This is a genomic window from Chelatococcus reniformis (assembly GCF_014640075.1).
Classification (GTDB): domain Bacteria; phylum Pseudomonadota; class Alphaproteobacteria; order Rhizobiales; family Beijerinckiaceae; genus Camelimonas; species Camelimonas reniformis.
This window is the reverse complement of sequence record NZ_BMGG01000002.1, coordinates 642,319-657,221: the sequence shown is the minus strand read 5'-3', so window position 1 is coordinate 657,221 and position 14,903 is coordinate 642,319. Positions and strand designations below refer to the sequence as shown.

Here is a 14,903-nt window from a genome sequence, read left to right as displayed (position 1 = left end):
GCGGTCGCGTCGAAACCGGCGGTGCGCGGCGCGGGAGCAACCGAACCGGAGGCGGGTGTCGTCGCTCGCCTGCCGGCAACGCTGGTCAGCCCGCGTAGGTGGCCCGCAGCTCCCGCTTGAGCAGCTTGCCGGCGGTGTTGCGTGGCAGATTGTCCACGAAGATGACGCGCTTAGGCACCTTGAACGGCGCCAGGCTCTGGCGCGCGTGCTGGATCAGTGCACCCTCGTCGCCGCTGTGACCGGCGCGCAGCACCACCACGGCGGTGACGGCCTCGATCCATTTGGGATCGGGCAGGGCGATGACGGCTACCTCGGACACGCTCGGGTGGGTGAACAGCACCTCCTCGACCTCGCGGCTGGCGACCATGGTGCCGCCGGTCTTGATGATGTCCTTCACCCGGTCGACGACATAGAGATAGCCTTCCTCGTCACGCACGCCGATGTCGCCGGAATGGAACCAGCCGCCGGCGAAGGCCTCCTCGGTCTCCTCGGGCTTGTCCCAGTAGCCGAGCAGCAGCTGCGGCGAGCGGTGGACGATCTCGCCCTGCTCGCCCGGCTCCACGTCGTTCATGTCCTCGTCGACCACGCGCGTCTCGACGTTGAGCACCGGGCGTCCGGCCGACGACGGTCGCGCATCGTGCTCCTCGGGGCGCAGCACGGTCGCCAGCGGGCCGATTTCGCTCTGCCCGTAGCAGTTGAACACGCGCACGCCGGGCAGCCGCTGGCGCAGTTCCTGCAGCACCGGAACCGGCATGATCGAGGCGCCGTAGTAGAGATTGCGCACGCTCGAGAGGTCTCGCGTGTCGAAATCGGGATGGCGCAGCAGGCTGATCCAGACTGTCGGCGGCGCGAAGAACGAGGTGACCTTGTGCTCCTCGATCAGCTTGAGCACGACGTCGGGCGTGGGTTGCTCGATGAGCACGGTCGAGGCGCCGAGCAGCATGGCCGGCATGGTGAAGCAGTGGGTCTGGGCGGTGTGATAGAGGGGCAGCGCGGCGAGCCAGCGATCCTCTCGCGACAGCTCCAGATCGACGATGCAGCTGGCATACTCCGCCAATTGCGCCCGGTGCGTCATCATCGCGCCCTTGGGCATGGCCGTGGTGCCGGAGGTGTAGGTGATCTGCACCAGGTCTTCGTCGCCCTGCTCCACCTCGACGGGATCGCCGTCGCCGCCCGTCGCCGTCGCCAGGACGTCGATGTCGCCGCCGTCGGCAAAGGTGCCGAGGAACTTGAGCGCGGCGCGGCCGCGCATCTGACCGGCGACCGCTTCGAGCGCCTTGTCGTAGACGAGGACGCTGGCCCCCGATTGGGTCACGATGTAGCCGAGTTCGCTCTCCGTCAGCGCGTAGTTGATCGGGACGTGAGTGAGGCCGGCACGAGTGCAGGCGAGCCAGAGGATGAAATACGCATCCGAGTTGCGCCCATAGCCGCCGACACGGGCGCCGGGGGCCAGGCCGAGGCTTAACAGCTTGCCCGCGACGCGATCGACGGCGCGATCGAGCTCGCCATAGCTCCAGGCCCGATCGGCAAAGCGCAGCGCCGGCTGGGTGCCGTTGCGGACGGCCGATCGGCGAAATGCATCCGAGATCGTGTTGCGGCGGGCTCTGTTCGCCACGCTGGCGTCGACTGACACGGTGATCCTCCTGCTGGCTTCGTGGTTTATTGGGATGCCGGCGACTTCGGCCTCATCCGCGTTCCGTGATGACGACGTCGATGGTGCCGACGCCCTCGACGCCGCCCTGGACGCGGTCGCCCGGCACAAGTGGCCCGACGCCCGACGGCGTCCCCGTGAAAATCAGATCGCCCGGCTTGAGGGCCATGGACCGGGAGATCGTGGCGATCACGTCGGCGACCGGCCAGATCAGCTCGCTCAAATCGCCTTCCTGCCGCAGGCTCTGATTGACCGTCAACCAGATGCGGCCGCGAGCCGGGTGGCCGACGGCGCAGACCGGCCGCAATGGGGAGCAGGGGGCTGAGTGATCGAAGGCCTTGCCCCAGTCCCATGGGCGGCCGGCTTCCTTCGCCTGCCCCTGCAGGTCCCGGCGGGTCAGATCGATGCCGACGCCGTAGCCGTAGATCAGGCTCAGCGCGTCCGCCGGCGCGACATCGCGGCCGGGCGCACCGATAGCCGCGACGAGCTCGATCTCGTGGTGCAGGTCTTTGGTCTCGGGCGGGTAGGGGATGTGGGCGCCGTCGTCGACGACCGCGTCGGCGGGCTTGGTGAAAAAGAACGGCGGCTCGCGGTCAGGGTTGCTGCCCATCTCGCGCGCATGGGCGGCGTAGTTGCGGCCGACGCAGAAGATGCGGCGGACCGGGAAGCGAGCCGGTTCGCCGTCAACGGCGACGCTGGCGATGGGGGGCGGGGGAATGACGAACGCCTGCATCGGGCCTCCACGAGCCTTGGCCAACCCGCGCGGTCACGGGCGTGCCGGCCGCGCTTTCCTGGCTCTACGCCGTCGCACGCTATTTTCATAGCGCCCCTGGCGAAGGCGCTTTGCGGCGGGTGACCGATGCGGTCCGCAGCGATCCGGCCCCGCCGCAGTAGCAGCGCTTGCACCTCACTCGTGGCGCAGGACCTCCTCCACATCGCCCGGCGCGACCACCAGGCGCGGCCAAGCGACCGTCGTGCGCGGGCAATTGCGCAATCGCGGCGCCTGGCAGACGACCGTGGCCAGGGTGGCGAGTGCCAACGCCACCGCCAGCAACTCGGTGATCCGTCCCGACATCGTTTCGTCCGCGCTTGGTGCTAGCTTCGAAGGTTCGGCGGCTTTGGAGCATGGTCCTTCGACAAGAGGGCTCATCTGATCGAGACAAGCCCTGCCGACGCCGGTCGCCTCGCCGCGCTGGCCGGCGACTAAGCTTTTCCAAGTCGTCCCTCGCGGCGCAATGCGTGCCTGGCGTACTCTGCATTTGCACATCGCGAAGGCTCAACCGGTCATTTAGCCAACAAATCGATCGGCGCCGTGAGCCTCGACTCGAGGTCGCGGCTCGTCGCCCGGTCGACTTCATGATGTTGCTGGGCACTGGCTGATTTCCGGCGAGATGCGACGGACCGAGGCCGTTCCTGAGAAAAAGGAGCCAAGACGGCCAGCAAGACTGGTCCAGGTCGGCGGCCTGGCGGCCACCGCCTGCGCCGCTTTGTCGAGTGTTGAAGTGCAGCACGGCGCCTGTTCAAGGGACCAGCCTTGACCACGCGCAGGATCGGCCCGACCTAAGGGGCTCGCGCGGTGGCGCAGCCCATCTCGTGCTGCGAGGCGCGGCCGCAGGTGGCCGCAAGGGAGCAACGATGACCTTCGATCCGCATCACGACCCGGCGACCGCGGCTGACGGAGCGTCGGCCGGGCAGGGCCCGGCCATTCGCGACAATGCGGAGGCGGGACGCTACGAGATGGCGACAGCGGCCGGCCTGGCCTTCCTCAACTATCGCCTGCGCGGCGATGTGATCAGCCTGGACCACGCGGAAGTACCCTCAGCGTTGCGAGGGGCGGGCGTCGCCGGGCCGTTCGTCAAAGCGGTGCTGGACGATGTGCGTCGACGCAGCCTGCACATGGTTCCGCGCTGCGGATACGTAGCCGCCTATGTTCATCGCCATCCAGAATACAGTGACCTGGTCGCCAGAGCGCCATAAAGATCATGTGGACGCCGATCGAACGTTGTTGCGAGCGCGAGCTTTACAGATTGCACGGCATCTGGAACGTTCGGTCGTGGTTGTCGACAAGGAGCAATGTCGCTTGGAAGCTGTTTTACCGGTACCCCGCGAAACCGAACTGAAGTTCGAGCTCGATGCCAACGGGGCCGACCGGCTCCGCGCCACGCCCCTGATCCAGTCCGTGCCGGCAGGCAAGCAGCAGCTCCTGGTGTCGACCTATTTCGATACGCCGGACCGGGACTTGCAGAAGCAGGGCGTGTCGCTGCGCATCCGCCGTCAGGGCCGGCGTCTGATCCAGACCATCAAGGCCGAAGTCGGCAACGGCAGTCTCCTCGATCGCGCCGAGTGGGAGAGTCGGGTGACGAGCAGCGAGCCCGATCGCTCCCAGTTCGAGGGCACCGCACTCGCAAGCCTGGCCGATGCCGAGCTCGTCCCCTTGTTCGTCTCGCGCGTCGAGCGCTCGGTGCATGCGATCCGCCGGGCCGGCGCGCATATCGAGTTCGCCATCGATAGCGGCCGCATCGAGGCTTGTGCGCCGACGCAAGGAGCGAGCGCCGCCCCGGTTTCGTTCGTGGAGGTCGAGCTGGAACTCAAACGCGGCGCGCCGGCAGCCCTGTTCGACGTGGCGCGGGAGCTCAACCGCAGCGTGCCGCTGCGCCTGGGGCTGATGACCAAGTGCGGGCGAGGCTATATGTTGCTCGACGCACAACCGGCGCAGATCTCCAAGGCCGAGGGCGTCGATCTCGACCCGGACATGTCGGTACGCGACGCATTCCAAGCCCTGGCGCGCGAGTGCGTACGCCATCTCGTGGCCAATGCGCCGGCCCTGCTGGAGCGCCGCGAGGTCGAGGCCGTCCACCAGATGCGAGTCGCCATACGGCGTTTGCGGGCAGCCATGTCGCTGTTCCGGGCCGTGTTGCGCGATGGCCAGAGCGAGCACATCAAGAACGAGCTCCGATGGATCGGCCGGCAATTCGGTGAGGCGCGCAATCTCGACGTCTTCATCGCCGACGTGATCGAGCCGATGCTCGAAAGTCATCCCGGCGAGCCGGGCATGGCGGAGTTGCTCGATTATTTCCAGCCGCAACGCGCGACGGCCTATGACAAGGTGCTGTCGATCACCCGGGGCGAGCGCTTTGCCGCAGCGCTCATCGACACGCTCGCCTGGATCGAGGTCGGCGACTGGGCGAACGAGACGGACGAGGCGCATCGGCTCAAGCTGCTGCGGCCGGTGCGCAAGCTCGCCGCGGCGGAACTGTCGCGCCGGTGGCGCAAGATCTCGCGCAAGGGCGAGCACCTGAAATCGCTCCCTGCCGACGAGCGCCATAAGCTCCGCATCGACATCAAGAAGGTTCGCTACGCGGCGGAGTTCTTTGCCACGCTCTACAGCGGCCGCAAGGCGGGCAAGCGGCGCAAGCGGCTCCAGCAACTGCTTGCGGGGCTCCAGGACAGCCTCGGCGAGTTGAACGACATGGCGGTCAATCACCAGGCCGAGGTGCAGTTGACCCGCGTCGAGGGACGTGGCGGGGCCGCCGTCGCGCGCCGTCGCGCCTATGCGGCCGGGATGCTGGCCGGCCACCAGTTCACCAAGGCCGAGCCGCTGCTGCGCACCGCCGTCAAGGACTATGGTCGGTTCCGCAAGGCGGAGCCGTTCTGGGACAAGTGAGGCGCACGAGCCTCGTCGCTACCCCTTATGCCGCAGCAGGGCAGCGCCGATTGTGGTTTCGCCCTGCTGGACAGAGTGGCGGCGTAACGCCATAGTCCCGCCGCTTCGCGAGGGGTAACGCCTTGAAGAACCTACTGCTGCTCATCTTCACGTGGTGGAACGGCGCGACCGCGGGAACGCTGTGGACCACGCGCCGCTACGGCACCCTTGTCGGCGAGGATGAATTCGGCAACCGCTACTACCGGGGCCGCGGCGTCGACCCGACGCTGGGCTTCGAGCGCCGCTGGGTGATCTACGCCGGGCTCGCCGAAGGCTCTGCGGTGCCGCCGGGCTGGAAGGGCTGGCTCAACCACACCGTGGACGTGGCGCCGACGGAGGAAACCTACAAGCCCCGCGAGTGGCAATTGCCCCACGAGCCCAACATGACCGGCACTCCGCACGCCTACCGGCCCAAGGGCTCGCTGCTCGCGTCCGGCGAACGGCCGCCGGCAACCGGCGACTACGAGGCCTGGAGCCCGCGATAGAATGGGGCCTGTTCGCGGGCGGCCGGCGCGCGCCGATGCGGATGAGTCGGAGCTCGTCCGTTCCGCTCCGACGACTGCCTCTGATCGAGACAGGTTTCGGCTCTAGAGCTTTGCCATTGGATGAGGCCATCCAATGGCAGCGAAATGCTCATAGCCTCTTGAAACTGGAGCGAGAAGCGCTCCTGGCGAAGCAGTCCCGCTACAGCACCATCTGGGTCTGGGTGACGATGGCAACCAGCTTGCCGTCGGCACCGGTGATCCGTGTCTGCCAGACCTGGGTACGACGCCCGCGATGGATCGGCGTGGTCTCGCCGCGCACGCGCGTCCCCGCCTGGGCCCCCGACACGAAGTTGGTCTTGCTCTCCAGCGTCGTCGTTCCCTGGCCTTCGCGCAGATTAATGATCGTGGCGACGGCGCCCAGCGTGTCGGCAAATGCCATGATGGCACCGCCGTGCATGATCGCCGGCGTGGTGCACAGCTCGGGCTTGACCTCGATCTCGGCGATGACACGGTCCGGCTCGGCCGACACGATCTCGACGCCGATATGGCTGCTGAAGGGCGGCATGCGTTCGCGGATTGCGGCGATGAGATCCATTGGGTGTCCTCCCTGCTGTGGTCCGGCTGAGCTTACGGCGGTGCCGGCTTCAATCAATTACCCTGGACGTAATGGCTTCGCGGCCGCATCCAAGGCCGATCGCGCGTTCGCTGCGCCGGTCGCGGGTTAGGTCGCGCGTTTCGGGACCTTTTGCCATCGCTCCGAGCATGTTAGGGGGGACCACGGCGAACGGGAGCGATCGAGCGACAGTGCCATTCAGACGTCATCCCCCCCTCGTCGAGGTCCGAGCGCGTCACCGGACCGGCGCCTGTGTTCTGGCCCTGCTGCTGGCGCTGGTCGCTGGGGTCGGGGGGGCCAAGGCCGACCGGATCAAGAACCCGACGGCGGTCTTCTCCGGCCTGGACAAGATCACCGGGCGCATCATCTCGTTCGAGGTCGCCGTCAGCGAAACGGTGCAGTTCGGTGCCCTGCAGCTTACGCCGCGCGTCTGCTACACCCGCCCGGAAACCGAGACGCCGAATACGACGGCCTTCGTCGAGGTGGACGAGGTGACGTTCCAGAACGAGCACAAGCGGATCTTCGAAGGCTGGATGTTCGCGTCGAGCCCGGGCCTGCATGGCATCGAGCACCCGGTCTATGACGTCTGGCTCATCGACTGCAAGGGCGGCAAGGAGGTGATCACCGAGCCGCGCGAGCTGACACCGGCGGAGGAAGCGCTGCGCCGTGATTCGCCGCCGCCGGCCAACGCCCAGCCCCAGCCTCGCAACACGCGGCGCGCGCCGCCTGCCAATCAGCCGCGACCGCGGCGGATCGAGCCGGAGGTGCCGCCGGAGATGCGCGAAGGCGCACCTGACGCGCAGCCACCGCCGCTGGAGCTCAATCCCAATCGCGAATAGAGCGTTTTCGAGCGAAGTGGACGCCGGTTCGCGTGAAGAAAACGCGACAAATCAAACAGATAGAGCATTTCGACGATTCGAAGAAACGCGGAAATGCTCTAGGGGCCGGCTCTCGCCGCCGTGCCCGGTGCCTCAGGAGCGCGACGGCTCCGCCCCCGCGTCCAGCCCGAGAATCACGGCCAGCGCATCGCGGCCGCTGGTGCGGCCGTCTCGGCCGAAGGCGTGCCAGTCGGCATCCTTGGCGACGGCTCCGCGCAGCTGCGCTTGGTAGGCGCGCTGCGAGACCTCGACCGCGCCGAATGAGGCCAGGTGCTCGGTGACGAATTGTGCGTCGAGCAGCGTGAAGCCACCGGCGATGAGGCGTGCGGCAAGGTGGACCAAGGCGATCTTGGACGCGTCGCGGGCCAGATGGAACATGCTCTCGCCGAAGAACGCGGCGCCGAGCCGGACACCGTAGAGGCCGCCGACGAGCCGGCCGTCCTGCCAGGCCTCGACCGTATGGCAGTGGCCGAGGTCAAATAGTTCGCCGTAAAGCCGGCGAATGCGCTGGTTGATCCACGTCTTGTCACGGTCCGGTTGAGGGGCCGCGCAATTGGCGATCACCGCATCGAAGGCGTGGTCGATCCGGATCTCGAAGGGCTCGGCCATCACCGTGCGGCGCAAACGGCGCGGCACGTGGAAGCCGTCGAGCGGCATCACGCCCCGCTTCTTCGGCTCGACCCAGAACAGATTGGGATCGTCGGCGCTCTCCGCCATGGGGAAGACCCCGCAGGCGTAAGCCTTCAGCAGGATCTCCGGCGTGATCTCGATGGGATCGCGATACCGCATGGATGGAATCTAGACCATTGCGCGCCCGGGGACATACCGGCTTTTGAACAAGGTCAGACCCGACAAAATACCGTGGCTGGACGAGCCCGGGGGTCGCGCCCCACGGGCGGCCGGCTCAGGGCTGCTCGTCGCTCATCCCGCCGTCGGCAAGGAAATGCTCGAGCCAATGGATGTCATAGTCGCCGTTCTGGATATCCTGGTTGCGCACCAGGGTGCGGAACAGCGGCAACGTCGTCTCGACCCCGTCGACGACGACCTCGTCGAGCGCCCGGCGCAGGCGCATCAGGCATTCGGTCCGCGTGCGCCCGTGCACGATCAGCTTGCCGAGCAGCGAGTCGTAGTTGGGCGGGATGCGGTAGCCCTGGTAGATGGCCGAATCAATACGGACGCCGAGGCCGCCGGGGGGATGAAAATAAGAGATGCTGCCGGGCGAGGGCCGGAAGGTGACCGGGTGCTCCGCATTGATACGGCACTCGATGGCATGGCCTTCGAGCTTCACGTCGGCCTGGGTGAACGACAGCGGCGCGCCGGCCGCCACGCGGATCTGCTCGTTGACCAGATCGATGCCGGTGATCATCTCGGTCACCGGATGCTCCACCTGGATGCGGGTGTTCATCTCGATGAAGTAGAATTGCCCATCCTCGTAGAGGAACTCGACCGTGCCGGCGCCCAGATATTTGATCTGGCGCATCGCGTTGGCGACGGTCTCGCCGATGCCGTCCCGGGCGTCGGCGTTGAGGGCAGGCGAGGGGCCCTCTTCCCACACCTTCTGGTGGCGGCGCTGGAGCGAGCAATCCCGCTCACCGAGGTGGACCGCTTGGCCACGGCCGTCGCCCATGACCTGGATCTCGATGTGGCGGGGCTTCTCCAGATATTTCTCGAGGTAGACCGAATCGTCGCCGAAGGCCGCCTTCGCCTCGCGGCGGGCGACGGTCAGCGCCTCCGAAAGCTCGTCCTTGCTGCGCGCCACCTTCATGCCGCGGCCGCCGCCGCCAGCGGCGGCCTTGACCAGCACGGGATAGCCGATATCGGCGGCCACGCGCAGGGCCTCGGTATCGTCGGTGATGCCGCCCTCCGAGCCGGGCACGCAGGGGATGCCGAGGCGCGCTGCCGTGCGCTTGGCCTCGATCTTGTCGCCCATGGTGCGGATGTGCTCGGCCTTGGGCCCGATGAAGGTGATGTTGTGCTCGCCCAGCACGTCGGCGAAATGCGGGTTCTCCGAGAGGAAGCCGTAGCCAGGGTGGACCGCATCGGCGCCGGTGATCTCGCATGCGGCGATCAGTGAGGGCACGTTGAGGTAGCTGTCCCGTGCCGGCGGCGGACCGATGCAGACGCTCTCGTCCGCGAGCCGCACGTGCATGGCATCCGCGTCCGCCGTCGAATGCACGGCGACGGTGGCGATGCCGAGCTCCTTGGCTGCCCGCAGGATGCGCAGTGCGATCTCGCCGCGGTTGGCGATCAGGATCTTGTCAAACATGATCTACTCGATGATGAGCAGCGGCTCGCCGTACTCGACCGGCTGGCCATCTTCGAAGAAGATCGCGGCCACCGTGCCGGCGCGCGGGGCGACGATGTCGTTGAAGGTCTTCATCGCCTCCACGAGGAGCAGCTTGTCGCCGACGTCGACCCTGGAGCCCACCTCGATGAACGGCTTCGATTCCGGCGAGGGGCGCCGATAGGCGGTGCCGACCATGGGCGAGGTGATGGCCCCCGGGTGGTCCGCCGGACGTGCCGAGGCCGGGGCCGCTGCCGCGATCGCTGCGGGAATGGGGGCGGCAGGCGCCGGCAGGTAGGTTGGCGTGGCCGGCATGGCCAATTGAGCCGGCGGAGTCCGCGCCACGCGGACGCGCAGATCGCCCTTCTCGACCTCGATCTCGGTCAGGTCCGTCTCCGACATGAGGCGGGCGAGCTCGCGCACGAGATCCTGTTCGACGGCGGCTTTGGGGGAAGTGTCGTTCATGTTGGCTGATGTCCGGTGCGTGCTGCCAGGAGCGGCACGAGTGCCTCGAGTGCGAGTTCGTAGCCCAGTCCGCCCAGGCCGCAGATCACCCCTGCGGCGACCGGGGAGATGTAGGACCGGTGACGGAAGCTTTCACGGGCGTGGATGTTGGAGAGGTGCACTTCGATCACCAGCGCGTTGGCGCCGGTGATGGCGTCGCGCAGGGCGATCGAGGTGTGCGTGTAACCGCCCGGGTTGAAGATGATGCCGGCGCCGGCGAGGCCCGCCTCCTGAACGAAATCGATCAGCTCGCCCTCGCGATTGCTCTGGCGGAAGGTAAGGCCGATACCCAGCCCGTCGGCCCGGGTGCGAAGCTGTGCCTCCAGGTCGGCGAGCGTGGCGGAGCCATAAGTCTCCGGCTCGCGGCGGCCGAGCAGATTGAGGTTTGGGCCGTTGATGACGTGAACGTGTGATGCAACCATCACTTCGAGCTCGGACCCCTGGCTCCAGGCAGGGATGTCCGAGCCCGCTCAACGAGGGGGCTCGGACATCCCAGCAGCACTTAAAACAATCTTAGCCGAAATCTGCGGACCGGAATCGTGCCGCGGTTCGCAAAGTTCGGCTGAGGCGGCGGTGCGTCTTAGCGCGAACTCCGGCAACCTGCCAAGCACGGCCTGCGCGCGCCCACCCGGCACGCGGCTGCACAAGGTCCCGGAGCCGCCGCATCATCGGTGCGCGCGGCCGGCATCGGAAGCATCCAAATGACGACTGCTCATAGCCCTTCGGGCCTGGAGCGCTTCTGAGCGATCGAGTGATCCACTCGATCGCGAGGTGCGCTAGCACGTTGCCTTGCCGCACTTGCGGACGGCGGCAACAGCCTGCTTCAACGGCTCCACGCCCACAGCGCCCGAGACCACCTCGTCGCCGATGACGAAGGACGGCGTGCCGGTCAGGCCGAGCTTGTCGCCCAGGCGCACGCTCTCGTCGATCGCAGACTGGATCTCGGGCGAGGCCTCGTCCTTGGCGAGCCTGGTCATGTCGACGCCCAGCTCCTTGGCGACGGCGACCGCCCGCTCCTTGCCGACGCGGCCCTTGGTGCCCATGAGCTTGGTATGGAATTCAAAGAACTTGTCACTGGCGAGCTGCTGCTTGACGGCGAGCGCGACCTTCGAGGCCTCGACCGATTCCTGTCCGAGCATCGGGAAGTCGCGGACGATGATGCGCAGGTTGGGGTCGGCCTTGGCGAGTTCCGTCACGTCGCCGAGCGCGCGCTTGCAGTAGGGGCAGTTGTAATCGAAGAACTCCACCAGGGTGACGTCGCCCTTCGGGTTGCCGATCACCGTCGCGTGGGGGCTATCGAACAGCGTCGCCTTCTCGGTCGCCAAGGCCTCGCGCTGAGCCGACTGCTGCGCCTGTTGCTGGCGCTTCTCCAGCTCGACCATCGCCTCCTGCAGCACCTCTGGGTGGTTGATGATGTAGCCGCGAACGATGGCCTCGATGGCGGTCTTCTGTTCGGGCGTGATGTCGGCGGCCCGTACCGGATGCAACATCCCGGCCGTAAGCGCGAGCGTCAGCCCGATCCCGGCGAGTGCGCGGGTGAGCCGGGGGGAAAAGAGCCGAGCGCTTCGAATCATGGGATTCCCATCGTCATGAGCGCGCCGCAGGCTGGGCCGCGATGGCGCGGATTGGGGTCCGCCCGCCCCGCTGCCGGTCGGCAGCGACAATGGCGGGCCGCTTACGTGTGACGTATCGTGCGCGCCTTAACAACGCCTTGGAGCGCCGTTTGCCTACGACAGTCGCCCGCCACGACACCCCCCGAGGGGCTGCCGCCGTCGACCATGCCGCCGTAGCGGCAACGCCTCGCGGGGCCCAGGTCGCCTCGCGCATCGCGCGCGTCGCCCCGTTCCTCGCCATGGATGTCTTGTCCGCCGCGAAGGCGAAAGAAAGGCAGGGCGGCGACATCGTCCACATGGAAGTCGGGCAGCCATCGGCGCCGTCCCCGGCGCGTGTCCTGGAGGCGGCACAGGCGGCGCTCGCCGGCGGCCATGTCGGCTACACCGAGGCTCTGGGGCTGCCGTCGCTGCGGCAGCGAATCGCCCGGCACTATCGGGACGCCTATGGCGTGGACGTCAGTCCCGAGCGCGTCGTGGTGACCACCGGCTCGTCGGGCGGCTTTGTCCTGGCGTTCCTGGCCCTGTTCGAGCCCGGCGCCCGCGTCGCCGTCGCACAGCCTGGCTATCCGGCCTATCGCAACATCTTCGCGGCACTCGACATCGAGACGGTAGCGGTCGACGTCTCGGCCACGGACAACTGGGTGCTCGGTGCGCATGCGCTCGGGCGCGCTGATCCGGCACACCGCCTGTCCGGCCTGCTGGCCATGAGCCCGGCCAATCCCACGGGCACCATGATACCCGGCGCCGAACTCGCAGAGCTCGCCGCGGTCAGCCGCCGGCGCGGGCTCTGGTTCATCTCCGACGAGATCTATCACGGCCTGACCTACGAGGCGCCCGCGCAGACGGCCCTGGCCTTCGACGCGGACGCCGTGGTCGTGAACTCGTTCTCCAAATACTATTGCATGACCGGCTGGCGGGTCGGTTGGCTGGTGGTTCCGGAGCGGCTGGTGCGGCCGATCGAGCGGCTGGCGCAGAACCTCTACATCTCGCCTCCATATCTCAGTCAGGTGGCGGCCGAGGCGGCGTTCGACGCCACCGCGGAGCTGGAGGCGGTCCGTGCCGTCTATGCCGCCAACCGGGCGCTGCTGCTCCACGAGCTGCCGCGGATGGGACTCACGGTCGCGCCGATCGACGGTGCCTTCTACGCATACGTCGACGTTTCGCGTTGGACAGATGACTCGCACGCCTTGTGCCAGCAAATGCTGGAGGAAATCGGGGTCGCCGCGACGCCGGGGCTCGATTTCGACCCGGAGCGAGGCCCGCAATTCCTGCGCTTGTCCTTCGCCGGTTCGCACGAGACATGCCGCGAATGCATGCGTCGGCTTCGCGGCTGGCTGCAGCGCCGCTAGCGCGGCGGGCCTGGATGGACCAAATCTCCAGCAATCCATAGAGGGTGTCCGCCGGCGCCGTGCTGCGTCTTTGAACGCCGGTCTTCGCCGGCGAGCCCCGAGGCATTTCCGATCGGCCCGAAGCCGTGGAGCGGAGCCCGTGCGGGGCGCGGCGGACGCTTGCCGAGGCCCATGATGAACGTTCCCCTGCCGAGTTCCGCCGCCCAGCTGCCGCCGCCCGTGCAACTCACCCAGCGCGAGATCCATGCAATTCTGTTCGGCGTGGTCCTGGCGATGCTGCTGGCGGCGCTCGATCAGACCATCGTGGCGACCGCGCTCGCAACCATCGGCAAGGATCTGGGCGATGTCGAGCACCTGCCGTGGGTGGTGACGATCTATCTGCTGTCGTCCACGGTGGTGACTCCCCTCTACGGCAAGGCGAGCGACATCTGGGGGCGGCGCCTCGCCATGCTGGTGGCTATCGCCACCTTCGTCGCCGGCTCCGTGGCCTGCGCGCTGGCGCCGTCGATCTACGCGCTGATCGTCGCCCGCGCCTTGCAGGGGCTCGGCGGCGGCGGGCTGATCTCGCTGGCGCAGACGATCCTTGGCGATATCCTGCCGCCGCGCGAGCGGTCACGCTATCAGGCGCACGTGGCGAGCGTCTTCGCGCTGTCGAGCCTCGTCGGGCCCGTGCTCGGTGGCCTGATCTCTCAGCACCTGCACTGGTCGGTGATCTTCTGGATCAACCTGCCGCTGGGCGGGCTGGCGTTCTGGATGGCGAACTCCCTGCTGCGCCGGCTGCCGCGGCACGAGCGGCCCCACAAGCTCGACTTCGCCGGCGCGGGCCTCCTGGTCGCGGCGACCGTATCGCTGCTGCTGGCGCTGTCGTGGGGCGGGACGCGCTACGCCTGGATCTCGCCCGAGGTGTTCGGGACCTTTGCCGTCTCGGCCGCCCTCTGGGGGCTGTTCGCGCTACGCCAGCGCCGGGCCGCGGAGCCGCTGATCCCGACCGAGGTCCTGGCCAACCGCGTGGTCATGTTCGGCACGCTGGCGGCCTGTTTCGGCATGGGCACCTTCGTCGGACTCAGCATCTACGCGCCGCTCTATTTCGAGCTCGTGATGCATCTTTCGGCGAGCGATTCCGGCGTCGCGCTGATCCCGCTGATGATCGGCACCGTCGCCGGAGCGACGATTTCCGGACGATTCATGATGTATGTGCGCCGCTACAAGCGTGTGGCGCTTGTCGGCCTCTCTCTCGGCATCCTCGCCCAACTCGCTCTGGCGGTGTGGCCGAGCGGGCTGCCGTTCTGGCAGGTCGAGGTGCTGCTCGCGGCCAGCAGCATGGGCCTCGGCACACTGCTGCCCGTCTCGACGATCTCGATTCAGAACGCCGTCAAGGTCCACCAGCTCGGCACCGCGACGGCGACCATGAACTTCTTCCGGCAACTCGGGGCCGCCGTCATCGTGGCCGTGTTCGGCGCTATCCTGCTGGGCGGCAGCGCGCTCGTCGGCGTGCCGGTGTCCTCGCTCGAGACGTTCTCAAGCCCGGCCGCCGGCGGCGATCTCGCTCCGGTGTTTCGTTGGATCTTCGCGGCGGCGGCCCTCGGGCTCGCCATCGCCCTGACGTTTCTGGCGTTCATGGAGGAGCGGCCGCTGCGCACCACCGTGGCCGACCCAGTGACGCCCAAAGCGACGTGACACGGCGGGTCGACCAAGCGGTGGCTTGCCCGCGCAGCCGGATGGTCTCCGGCTGCGCGGCTTTTAGAGCATTTCCGCGTTTCTTCGAACCGCGGAAATGCGCTATCTATTTGTTTTACCGCGTTTTCTTCACGCGAACCGGCGTC

15 protein-coding genes are annotated in these 14,903 nt (G+C 67.6%); 6 read left to right on the top strand and 9 right to left on the bottom strand.

Annotation, left to right across the window (positions count from 1 at the left end; all coding sequences use genetic code 11):
- Window positions 1-85 precede the first annotated feature (85 nt).
- The 3 genes from IEW34_RS07410 to IEW34_RS07400 all read right to left on the bottom strand — a co-directional run bounded on the left by IEW34_RS07410 (window position 86) and on the right by IEW34_RS07400 (window position 2,726).
- Entirely contained in the window at window positions 86-1,633 is a 1,548-nt protein-coding gene (locus IEW34_RS07410; RefSeq protein ID WP_244641846.1) for an acyl-CoA synthetase, read from the bottom strand.
- A gap of 52 nt (window positions 1,634-1,685) precedes the next feature.
- Window positions 1,686-2,384, bottom strand: coding sequence for a fumarylacetoacetate hydrolase family protein (locus IEW34_RS07405; RefSeq protein WP_188608493.1), 699 nt, complete (start codon window positions 2,382-2,384; stop codon window positions 1,686-1,688).
- A gap of 174 nt (window positions 2,385-2,558) precedes the next feature.
- Window positions 2,559-2,726 carry a hypothetical protein gene (locus tag IEW34_RS07400; protein ID WP_188608492.1) on the bottom strand — a complete coding sequence of 56 codons (168 nt, stop codon included), beginning with the start codon at window positions 2,724-2,726 and terminating at the stop codon, window positions 2,559-2,561.
- A 560-nt stretch (window positions 2,727-3,286) separates the two neighbouring features.
- Here IEW34_RS07400 and IEW34_RS07395 point away from each other — a divergent pair.
- From IEW34_RS07395 to IEW34_RS07385, 3 genes are all read left to right on the top strand, one after another.
- Window positions 3,287-3,628, top strand: a complete 342-nt coding sequence (locus IEW34_RS07395) for a GNAT family N-acetyltransferase (RefSeq protein WP_188608491.1) — start codon at window positions 3,287-3,289, stop codon at window positions 3,626-3,628.
- A gap of 103 nt (window positions 3,629-3,731) precedes the next feature.
- Window positions 3,732-5,315, top strand: coding sequence for a CYTH and CHAD domain-containing protein (locus IEW34_RS07390; protein WP_188608490.1), 1,584 nt, complete (start codon window positions 3,732-3,734; stop codon window positions 5,313-5,315).
- 122 nt (window positions 5,316-5,437) lie between these two features.
- Window positions 5,438-5,839: an NADH:ubiquinone oxidoreductase subunit NDUFA12 gene (locus IEW34_RS07385; RefSeq protein ID WP_188608489.1), complete on the top strand. Its 402-nt coding sequence runs from the start codon at window positions 5,438-5,440 to the stop codon at window positions 5,837-5,839.
- Window positions 5,840-6,038: 199 nt separating this feature from the next.
- Here IEW34_RS07385 and IEW34_RS07380 read toward each other — a convergent pair whose 3' ends face one another.
- Complete coding sequence (locus IEW34_RS07380) at window positions 6,039-6,434, bottom strand: PaaI family thioesterase (protein ID WP_188608488.1); 396 nt, start codon at window positions 6,432-6,434, stop codon at window positions 6,039-6,041.
- A gap of 275 nt (window positions 6,435-6,709) precedes the next feature.
- On the opposite strand from IEW34_RS07380, the gene IEW34_RS07375 reads away from it, so the two are divergent.
- The gene (locus IEW34_RS07375) at window positions 6,710-7,291 is read left to right on the top strand and encodes a DUF2155 domain-containing protein (protein ID WP_373288192.1); all 582 of its coding nucleotides are present in this window, start codon (window positions 6,710-6,712) and stop codon (window positions 7,289-7,291) included.
- A gap of 132 nt (window positions 7,292-7,423) precedes the next feature.
- On the opposite strand, the gene aat is transcribed toward IEW34_RS07375, so the two are convergent.
- From aat to IEW34_RS07350, 5 genes are all read right to left on the bottom strand, one after another.
- Window positions 7,424-8,119 carry a leucyl/phenylalanyl-tRNA--protein transferase gene (aat, locus tag IEW34_RS07370; protein WP_188608486.1) on the bottom strand — a complete coding sequence of 232 codons (696 nt, stop codon included), beginning with the start codon at window positions 8,117-8,119 and terminating at the stop codon, window positions 7,424-7,426.
- A gap of 115 nt (window positions 8,120-8,234) precedes the next feature.
- A complete protein-coding gene (gene accC, locus IEW34_RS07365) occupies window positions 8,235-9,596 on the bottom strand; it encodes an acetyl-CoA carboxylase biotin carboxylase subunit (RefSeq protein ID WP_188608485.1) in 1,362 nt (453 codons plus the stop codon).
- 3 nt (window positions 9,597-9,599) lie between these two features.
- A complete protein-coding gene (accB, locus tag IEW34_RS07360; RefSeq protein ID WP_188608484.1) occupies window positions 9,600-10,079 on the bottom strand; it encodes an acetyl-CoA carboxylase biotin carboxyl carrier protein in 480 nt (159 codons plus the stop codon).
- A complete protein-coding gene (aroQ, locus tag IEW34_RS07355) occupies window positions 10,076-10,540 on the bottom strand; it encodes a type II 3-dehydroquinate dehydratase (RefSeq protein WP_188608483.1) in 465 nt (154 codons plus the stop codon). Before aroQ ends, accB begins: the two co-directional genes overlap by 4 nt.
- Before the next feature lie 354 nt (window positions 10,541-10,894).
- Complete coding sequence (locus IEW34_RS07350) at window positions 10,895-11,692, bottom strand: DsbA family protein (RefSeq protein WP_188608482.1); 798 nt, start codon at window positions 11,690-11,692, stop codon at window positions 10,895-10,897.
- Window positions 11,693-11,970: 278 nt separating this feature from the next.
- On the opposite strand from IEW34_RS07350, the gene IEW34_RS07345 reads away from it, so the two are divergent.
- Together IEW34_RS07345 and IEW34_RS07340 are read left to right on the top strand one after the other, a co-directional pair.
- Complete coding sequence (locus IEW34_RS07345) at window positions 11,971-13,080, top strand: pyridoxal phosphate-dependent aminotransferase (RefSeq protein ID WP_188608674.1); 1,110 nt, start codon at window positions 11,971-11,973, stop codon at window positions 13,078-13,080.
- 174 nt (window positions 13,081-13,254) lie between these two features.
- The gene (locus IEW34_RS07340; protein WP_505625269.1) at window positions 13,255-14,757 is read left to right on the top strand and encodes an MDR family MFS transporter; all 1,503 of its coding nucleotides are present in this window, start codon (window positions 13,255-13,257) and stop codon (window positions 14,755-14,757) included.
- Window positions 14,758-14,903 lie beyond the last annotated feature (146 nt).